Origin of the sequence: Dictyobacter arantiisoli (assembly GCF_008326305.1) — a bacterium.
Lineage (GTDB): Bacteria > Chloroflexota > Ktedonobacteria > Ktedonobacterales > Ktedonobacteraceae > Dictyobacter > Dictyobacter arantiisoli.
The window spans coordinates 1-9,614 of sequence record NZ_BIXY01000137.1 but is presented as its reverse complement, the minus strand read 5'-3'; the positions used below and the strand labels follow the sequence as shown (position 1 = coordinate 9,614).

Here is a 9,614-nt window from a genome sequence, read left to right as displayed (position 1 = left end):
CCAGGAGTATGCCCAGCAGCTTCGTGTGGTAATCAATCAGGCTGTGCATATCGTTGGGTCACGAGCTCTTCTTTCTTTTGCAAGAGGAAATGAAAAAGACCAACTTCACTCGATTACATTACAGATAAATCCAGCAGTGAGATATATTCTGGAACATGCTAATCACCTCATCCCTTATCAACAACTCTGCGCAGAACTGCAATTGGCATTCCCTCAATTGAGTGAGGAGCAGATGCATCGTATCCTGCGCCAACTTCTCGCACATTCATTCCTCATTACGGATCTAAAACCGCCACTGACCCATCCCTATCCTGCGCGCTATGTTCTGGAGCGCCTTTCCTCTTTAGCGGGGGCGAGGTCTTTGAGAGAAACGTTTGAAGCGATTTTAGCCCGTATGGCAGAGATAGATCATGCTGGTTTTGGGGGATCAAGCATACTATTTCAGCAATTGGTAGAACAGCAACAACAACTCCACAAAGGCACTGCACCGACATATCAGCTCGATACAGTGCTCAAGGTCAAAGAGCCTTATCTCAACAAAGCTATCGGTGCAGCAGCGGCTCAAGCGGCTGAGACACTGGTACGCCTGGCAAATGGAGCATACCCGATCTCTCCACTTCAGAAATATCGCACGCTCTTTCTCGATCGCTACGGAGTGAATGCTGAGATACCTGTACTGGACCTGCTGAATGCGGAAACAGGCCTTGGAGTCCCTTCTCTCTATTATGAAGAACAGGACGAGTACTTCCAGCAGGCGTCCTTTCCATTGTACGCTAAGAAGAAGAATGCCATCCTCACAGAGTGGCTGGCAAGTTCCCTCGTGCAGGGCAAGCTTGAGGTAGAGCTAGATGAGCATATCCTTTCTCAACTTGCTCCATCGGGACCGGTGGCCCATCCTTATGAGGCTTTAGATATGTATTGCAAGGTGCAGGCTTGTTCGCGAGAAGCTATAGATAACGGGGACTGGCGTCTGGTGATAAACAATATATACCCCGGAGGAAAAACCTTCGGTCGCTTCCTTTATCTGTTTACCGAGAAAAGTGTGGCTGACCTGAGGGAATATCATCAGCAAGAAGAACAATTCTCCCCTGACGTCATCTTCGCCGAACTTAACTATCTTTTTCCTGTAGGGCACTCGATGAATATGTTGGTGCGCCCCCTTTTACGCTCCTCCGAGATTGCTCTCAATACCATGCCTTTTCTTGAACAAGAACAGGTCATACATTTGCGAGATCTGGTTGTAGGTGTTTCTGACGACCGCTTTTATCTTCGTTCGCTGCGTTTGGGCAAAAAAGTGATCGTCTGTCAGGGTAATGCACACAATACTATGCGCGCTCCTTTCCTCTGTCGTTTTCTCCTGGACGCCTCACAAGATCAACCTCCACTCTCTAGCTTTGAGTGGGGAGCATTACGTATGTCGCCCTTCTTACCACGCGTTGTGCAAAAGAAGGTTGTGCTTAGCCCCGCGCAGTGGCGGCTATATAGCTCAGATATCATAGAGAACAACGCCGAAAATGATGAGGCTCAGTGGTTTTGTCGCGTCCAAGAATGGCGTAAAAAGTGGCACGTTCCTCGTTATGTGTACCTGGCTAACGTTGACCAGCGATTGCTCCTGGATCTTGAACACCCCTGCTTCTTAGAAGAACTTCACCGTGCTCTCAAGCAAGCCAGGAGCGATGAGGGAGTCTGTCTCCAGGAGATGCTCCCAGCTTTTGAGCACCTCTGGTTGCGTGACGCAAAAAACGAACCCTACGAATCAGAGTTGATAGTGCCGCTCATCCTCCAGAGTAAAGGTCAGAAATCAGCAGAAATGATGGACTTCCAGGAGGCGAGTGGGCACTATTGGTATCCACCACGAGCACTCAATGAGCGTGAGCGTCACCTATTACCTGGAGAGGAGTGGACCTATCTCAAATTGTATTCGGGATCGAAACGTCAGAATGAAATCATCGCTGGCCCCCTGCGAGAGATAGTCCACAAGTTAGAGGCGCAGGAACTCATCAACGACTGGTTTTTTATTCGCTACACCGATCCTCAGCCGCATCTCCGCCTGCGCTTCCATGCGGCCAGTCCTCAGACTCGCGATCAGCTTCTTATCACAGCACTGGCCTGGGGGCGGGATTTGGCGAAACACAGTTTCATTCAGCGTCTAAACGTCGAGGGATATGATCGTGAGACGGGCCGTTATGGCGGCCCAGAAGCAATCGATACGATAGAGCACTTCTTTTCCGCCAATAGCAAGATGGTGAGCGATCTGATCGCAGGACAATACGCGAAACATATCACACTGGACCCACTGGTTGTAGCAGTGTTTAGTTTGGATCAGCTTTTTGCTTCCTGGGGGTTCAACACGTTGGAGCGATTACACTTTACCCGGTTTTATGCTCATCCGTATGAGTACAGCGAGGTTTTTCGGCCTCTCAGGAAACGTTTGCTTAACCTCATGCTCCAGGAGGAAACTCATCCTGATAGTGAAATGAAAAGACAAACAACTCTCTTACAGACTATCATCAACGAACAAACACCTGTGGTTCGACAGACTGCACAACGAATACACACATTGGTTGAGTGCGGTCAATTATGGGGGTCAGAATCTTCTATCCTGAAGAGTCTTGCTCATATGCACCTCAATCGCCTCCTGGATGCAGAGCCAGAGCAGGAAAGAAAAGTTTATGCGTGTTGGCGACATGCACTAGAAAGTACCCAACGATATCTCCAATCAAAAAGTGGTAGTGGCGAAAATTAACCCCTGTTTCCTCCCCATGCCTGAAGGCAGGGGTTTTTACAGGCGGACAAGATGAAAATGATACAGTAGAGTAGCAGCAACATGTTGAGAGAGCATCACGGTAATATTCACTGCTATGATGTGCCAAGTCTTCCACGCACGAACAATGACCTGGAGCAGTGTTTTGGAGCGGTTTGCCATCATGAGCGACGAGCTACCGGGCGACGCGGCGCTGTTCCTGGGCTGGTAGTACGTGGCTCCGTTCGTGTGGTCGCGACTCTTGCCACACGTTTCTGCTGCTTTACGCCTGTCAGTTGCTGCAAAGCAGAAGGTCAGGGCAATGATACGCAGGGAGATGGTCTACAGTAGCTTGAGACATGCAGGCAAACTACTTTCCTGATAAGGTATCAGGGGCAAGACGCGCCACCCCTTCCATAATCACTTGCGAGATAATATCCGTCATCACATTCATCATGAAACACGTGCCACCCTTCAATGGCACTAGTATCAGAGGGATCTAGGGAAAGCTTGCTATGAGGTGGTTGTCCATATGTAATGAATGTCTATTGAGTGCCAACTGGAGGCACTTTATGAAGACGATTCTGACCTAATTCTTTCCTTGATATATCTAGAAAATTACATGTCTTTAATCGCACTTAAGCTGTTGGATGTCTACTCTCATATCTAGGTTTTTGCTTAAAAATAAACTGCTATCAATTAGCAGCAATTAGGTGTGTAGATGCGTGTAAGGTTTTTATATCAATACAGTAGCTATGTATGCAAGAGTACTTGCCCACTACTATACTGAGCTGTACTCCAGTCAAGGGCATCAACGAGTTCGTTGCGGAAAGCTTCTAAGGCTTGTTCCTGGCTGACTTCATCAAGAGCTGTATTTGTTTTCCATATAAGGAGAATCTCTATCCTATTGGATGGAAGGTCATACCCAATAACGTAGCGTGCTACTGTACCTGGAAAACCATACTTTCCAGTTCGCCTTATCTGATCTAATAATTCCGTTAGCTTGCTTTGTTTATCTTCCCGTAACTGTACATTTATTGAAGTCACGAATAAAGCATTATCTCCGGAAAATCTTCGCCAGCCAGGAGTTCTTGTGCGTGGCCTTCCTACAGATTTCTGCTTAAATTGCTCAATTTCCTCGATTGGAATTAAAAGGACATTTGACGCTCGCACCGCATTAAGGCGTTTGTTTTCGATGTAGAAATAGATCGTTTTATCTGATACGCCTAGCTTCGTCGCAGCTTCTTTGACCGAAACATATCCTGGAATTTTGGGAATATCATCACTTTCACTCATAAGCGCAGTTTAGCTTTTCTGGAATTTATCTAATAGGTCTTTATTTTCTAGTATTTGATAAATATTAGAAAATGTGCTATACTCCCCTTATCGGGCGAACGATCCATTCTATGTAATCGAAATCAACTATGTGCTACAAAAGCAAAGCTAAAGACAATCTACGGCGGCAATCTTAGCAGAAGAAGTTTGTTCTCGAGATCTGCGAGATATGCTCCTGGATCACGACGAAACCGGAATTGAGCGCGCCGTGATTGTTGCCGCACGTCTAGTTCGTCCCGCAAGGTATACCATCGCTCGATGTCTCTTGGTTGGAGATCTGCTCCACAAAAATGATGGAGACGGGAGGCAACGCTTGCCACAACACGAACTGCACCTCGAACGACGACTCCTGGCGAAGCCACCTTTCTTCCCGTTGCGCGTCGCTCGTGATAACGGGCCGAACCAAAATATTGTTCCAGGTCGTTGTTGGTACGAGGAAGATCAGCCACATCGTAGCAATGAAAGAGGCCAGGCCAATAACTTGCCGTAACCTTGCGAAAGGTGGCGAGCATAGCGGTTACGGTTTCAGAGGAGGTTTTTGCTTGCTCTATCTCTGCTAAAAGGGCCTCATAGTTCTGACGGACTTGGGAAGCGTTCTGCTTTTCCTCATTGGTAAGCAAGTGCGCGGCTCGATGCACCCATCGGTAGCCCATTTCCACGTTTGCCCAGAGTGCATGGGTTTCAGCTAATCCTTTTGTCAGAAAAGATTGCATGCGTTCTAACTCGCGTGGCAAGCCCCCTTTTCAGAGACCCGTGCGAGTGATGCTGTAATCTGAGCAATGCGCTCGTGGAGTTTCAGCCCAGAAGCAGAGAGTGGTGGGCGCCCATCGTCGGTCAAGGCACTGCGTACTGCCAGACAATAGTCACGAATAACCTCTGCTTCCGTATCCTGGCGGTATTCAAGTGTTCGTTCAATGGGACAAACCCCACGAATATGTTTTTTGAGTTCCTTCTTGGCATGGCGATCTGCTTCGTAGATTGGCTTAGCCGCTTCACGCAGATAATGAAAGTGGCACAATTGGTGTGGCACTCCTGGCAGAACAGAGTGGACAGCATTACGGATAGAATGTTGCCCATCCGAGATGACGCCATGAATCGGTACGGGAAGCGCTTGCTGTACCTCGCGCAGAAGGACCGCAAGGTCGGCCTCACTCGCACTGAGGAGGCTCCGAGCCAGCAGAACCTCTCCAGAGAGACAGTCGCACAGCACCCACAAAACTTCATGCCCCACATCGGGCTGTAAGCCATCCAAGGCGAGTATGACGTGCCCTTGGGAGGTGAGTAGGTCACGTAAACGCGCCAAGCTGCTCAGGTGAAGGGTCACTAGCTCTTCGTAGCGGGCGAGGAGATTGGTAACAGTCCGCTCCGCAATAGTAACTCCTCGTTTACAGAGGGCTTGATGAATTTCTGGAACGCTGCGATGCTTTTCGTAGCGCTGCGTTCCAATGAATGCAATAATGTCAAGCCCAAATTCGCCGTGTGGTAACACCCACCGTCCCTCCTCTTCTGGACGATAGGGGTGACGATATCGCGAACATTCGGCATTGTGACAACGGCGAATGTTCAGTTGCAGTTGACACAGGCCATCAAGGGTTGTCACCGTGAGTGTAGAACGATACGCCATCCACAACGTCCCCCCACAGCACTCACAGGTGTCACGGAGGGGCACGAGTTCCTGCTGTCTTGTCGCGGCCTCGCGGGATCGTTTTCTTGCCATCGATTTCCCTCGTCAAAGGAGTATGACCGAGCAGGTATGAGGCACTGTGTATGCTTCCCCCAACAAAGGGGATCTGGTGTGCTCTTGCTGGTCGGCTTGGTTGCTCAACATGCATTTGATACTTCAAGCAGATTCCCATCAGGATCGCGAAAATAAAGCGACACAAGAGATGTGGTGGCACCTGTTTGCTTCACAGGGCCAAGCAGGACAGAGACCTGGCAGGATTGCAGATGCGTGATCACCTGTTCAAGGGGCATTGAGCTCAGAAAGCAGAGGTCGGCGGAGCCAGGAGTTGGGTGTTGAGCCTTTGGGTCGATTTCTTTCCCCTTCAAATGAAGATTGATTTTCTGATTCCCGAAGCGGAGCGCCTTTCGTCCCTCTTCAAAGGTGATCACCTGCATTCCCAAGACACGTGAATAGAACTCACAGGTCGTCTGAATATTATGCACCGTGAGGACAAGATGGTCTAAATGGTCAATCTGCATAGCCATTTCCTTTCTTTTCTCTTACGACTTCTCAATCGAGCCTCGGCACGCATGAACCAGGAGATCATGCGGTCACAGGGGGAGGAAAAGTCGTCGCTAAAGCGATATTGACTGCCGCTAAGGCATGTAAGGTCGTGGTGTCGAAGGTTGGTACTTGTATGTCTTCAGGACGAATAAGCAACATGATTTCCGTGCAACCTAAAATGATTCCCTCTGCACCACGGCTGATCAGTCCTGTCATAATCTCTTGATATCGCTGCCTCGATTCTGAAGTAATAATCCCACGCACCAGTTCGTGATAGATGATTTCATGGACAACCTGGCGTTCTGCCTGGGAAGGAATGACAATGTTCAATCCATATTTGTTTTCCAGTCGGCCACGATAAAAGGGCTGTTCCATCGTGAAGCGTGTCCCAAGTAATCCAATGGTGCGGATTCCATGAGCGTTGATCGCTTCCGCTGTAGGATCGGCGATATGCAGCAACGGAATGCTGAGTTGCCCTTCAATGGCTTCTGCCACTCGATGCATGGTGTTGGAGCAAATCAGCAACAGGTCAGCGCCAGCCTGCTCCACCCGCTGTGCCGCCTGACTCAGGAAGGAGCCCGCCTCTTCCCAACGATCCTGGTGTTGCAAGTGTTCAATCTCGGCAAAGTCCACCGAATAGAGAATGCAAGCGGCAGAATGCACTCCTCCTAAATGCTGCGCCACAGCTTCATTGATAATCCGATAATATTCGCGGGAGGATTCCCAACTCAACCCGCCAAGCAATCCAATGGTTTTCATCAATCACGTCCTTTCTTGTGTCAGAGATTGGTTCTCTCAAAGAGCATACCGCATGTGCTATAATCGGTGCAACGCCGCTTTCCGATAGAATTGTTCGGCAATACCGATGGATGGAGAACAGCATGGAATTGCGTTATTTGCAGACCTTTCGGACCGTTGCTCGCTTGTTAAGCGTCACCCAAACTGCAGCGGTGTTACACTATGCCCAATCCAGTGTCTCCGACCACATCCACGCGATGGAAGACAAATTTGGCGTCAAGCTCTTTGATCGTCTTGGAAAACGGCTGGTCCTTACCCCGTCGGGGCACCGCTTGCTCGACTATGCCGACCACATGATCCGGCTCACAGAGGAAGCTCACCTGGCGCTTCCAGGAGGGGAGGAGCCAGCAGGGACACTGGTGCTCAGTGCTCCGGAGACACTGTGTAGTTATCGCTTGCCTCCCGTCCTGCAACGCTTTCGTCAGCACTTCCCCCAGGTTCAACTCAGTTTTCGCCCCAATGTGTGTACGCACTTACGACAAATGGTCACCGCAGGGGAGGTCGATGTAGCGTTCCTCCTGGAAACTCCTCTCGAAGATCCTCATCTCATTATCGAACCGCTGGTGGTGGAGCCGCTGGTGGTCGTGGTCAGCCCAGAGCACCGCTTAGCACAGGCGAAGCGTTCTTAGCGACGGTACCAGGATGTAGCTATCGCGTGTTATTTGAGCGAGCACTGGCCGAGGATCATGCTCAGCCAGCAATGATCCTGGAATTCCATAGCATTGAGGTGATCAAGCAATGTGTCATGTCAGGGATGGGAGTGGCGGTCTTACCTGCGATTGATGTTGCGAGAGAAGCCCAGGCCGGTCGCGTTGCCGTTCTCTCCTGGGCCGGGCCAGAGTTGCAAGTTGTCACCCAAATGGTGCGGCACAAAGATAAATGGCTTTCGCCAGCGCTCCAGGCGTTTCTCGCGATGACACGCGACGTGCTGGTTGGCTCCCAAACAAAGAACTGACGCTGCTCCCAGTATTTGTTCGTTGATGGGAAAAAGTGACCGGCTGAGCACGGCAATTTATCTCAAACTGGACGAAAATCTGACAAGTCCAGGTGTTTTACTTCTGGTAAGATTGCCGACGTAGAAAAAAAGGCGAACAACCAGACACACACATCTCGCTGCTCGCCTTCGATTAATTGGAAGGAGAAGAAGAACGACCCCAGGGGAATGCCTCCGGCTCATTGGGAAGAGCAATGAGATCCTGAATCTGTGGCTTCCCAGGCTTTCGATTAAAGCCCTCCTGAATCGACAGCGCCCGATGATGGGCCTCGATCTCCTCAGCATGGGTTTCCTTGTACTGCTTAATAAAGTCTTTGCGCCCACCGGCGAGACTCTGAAGCGCACGATCACTGAGATACCAGCGTTCAGAGAGTTGATGCTCTTGATTGTATGCCATGATACTAAAGACCGCACGACGATACAATTCCTGCCTGGCTCCTGGATCACGAGTATCCAGCGCTTTGGTCGCCACCGTTTCATAGGATCGTGCCGTATGTCGCTGCTCCTGATGCAAGAGTCGTTGCGCTTCGGGTTCAGCGGCAGCCAACAGAAAGGAGAACAGATCAGTCGCACCAGACATCGCCATCGCCTGACGGAACAGATCACGGGTCGGCTCAGGCATCTCGGCGAGATCGAGGGACAACGGAGAAGCAGTAAACACCGCGGCATCCGCCTGCCCACTCACGACATACTGCGTCAACAGGGTACGCAGAAAGGCATCATCGACCTCAGATTGACGAGATCCACGCGCTTTCGCTCCCTGGCTCAACTCTCGATACCACTCACGGGTATGACGGCGGACGGTCACCGGCGCCCATTCTGACGCACTCTCCTTCTTCGCCTTCCCTTTCCCTTTGCGCGTGGGTGTCGTCTCTTCCGGTCCCTCTGTGGGCACCGGTGCCGGAAAGGCACGCAAACGAGTCACACCAGGCTGCCCCAGTTTGATCCCTTGATCACCGACGGGGTGAAAGCTCCCATCCGCCAGCTTTCGGCCAATCTTATAATCAAAGTAATTGGCATTGGCCGCATAGTTGAGCTGCTTATCCTTGATCTCCTGCGGCGTCTCCCCTGGAACCACCTCAGGATCTAAGATGTGGCGGTGGCCCTGGATCTGTGCCATATACGTGATGTCAGCCACCTCCGGAGGGCCGTACCAGTAGGTGGCAATTCGGGCAAAAATGGTTCTCAACACGTGAAGGCTCAATTGCTCTCGGGTGGGACGAACAGGGATCAGCTCAGAAAACTGCTGCACCACCAGCTCGTTGACCACCTTATTATACTTCTGATATTTGGGACTATACTCATCGATCAGCTCATCCCAATCCATCAGGTGCCGCAAACGCCCAATGGCATCCACCAGCAAAAAGGCGCGATACAAGGTCGGAATTTCAAAGTGGAATTCCCCCGAATTTGGAGGGTCGGAGAAGAGAAATCTGCTATACTCATATCAGGAGGGTTCAATGGGCAAATCTCAACCGATCTATACCAAGGAATTCAAGCAGCAAGCTGTCACACTC

At 50.4% G+C, this 9,614-nt stretch carries 5 protein-coding genes and 3 pseudogenes; 3 read left to right on the top strand and 5 right to left on the bottom strand.

Annotated elements, in window-relative coordinates:
* On the top strand, positions 1–2,746 hold a 2,746-nt coding region (locus tag F1593_RS26310), incomplete at its 5' end, for a lantibiotic dehydratase (RefSeq protein WP_149404532.1).
* A gap of 99 nt (positions 2,747–2,845) precedes the next feature.
* A pseudogene (locus tag F1593_RS26305) lies at positions 2,846–3,031 on the top strand (ISNCY family transposase); the annotation flags it as partial.
* Between the two features lie 465 nt (positions 3,032–3,496).
* Here the strand turns inward: F1593_RS26305 and F1593_RS26300 are convergent.
* The 4 genes from F1593_RS26300 to F1593_RS26285 form a co-directional block, all read right to left on the bottom strand.
* A complete protein-coding gene (locus F1593_RS26300) occupies positions 3,497–4,039 on the bottom strand; it encodes a helix-turn-helix domain-containing protein (protein WP_149404531.1) in 543 nt (180 codons plus the stop codon).
* A gap of 158 nt (positions 4,040–4,197) precedes the next feature.
* Positions 4,198–5,708, bottom strand: a protein-coding gene (locus F1593_RS26295) for an ISNCY family transposase (protein WP_371873921.1) whose coding sequence is annotated in 2 segments (ribosomal slippage) — positions 4,198–4,823 and positions 4,823–5,708 — 1,512 coding nt in all. Because the reading frame shifts where the segments join, the coding sequence is not laid out codon by codon here.
* A 191-nt stretch (positions 5,709–5,899) separates the two neighbouring features.
* Positions 5,900–6,280 carry a VOC family protein gene (locus F1593_RS26290; protein ID WP_149404530.1) on the bottom strand — a complete coding sequence of 127 codons (381 nt, stop codon included), beginning with the start codon at positions 6,278–6,280 and terminating at the stop codon, positions 5,900–5,902.
* Positions 6,281–6,344: 64 nt separating this feature from the next.
* A complete protein-coding gene (locus tag F1593_RS26285; RefSeq protein WP_149404529.1) occupies positions 6,345–7,064 on the bottom strand; it encodes an aspartate/glutamate racemase family protein in 720 nt (239 codons plus the stop codon).
* Between the two features lie 110 nt (positions 7,065–7,174).
* On the opposite strand from F1593_RS26285, the pseudogene F1593_RS26280 reads away from it, so the two are divergent.
* Positions 7,175–8,058: pseudogene (locus F1593_RS26280) on the top strand (LysR family transcriptional regulator).
* 172 nt (positions 8,059–8,230) lie between these two features.
* Here F1593_RS26280 and F1593_RS26275 read toward each other — a convergent pair.
* Positions 8,231–9,487: pseudogene (locus F1593_RS26275) on the bottom strand (protelomerase family protein); the annotation flags it as partial.
* Positions 9,488–9,614 lie beyond the last annotated feature (127 nt).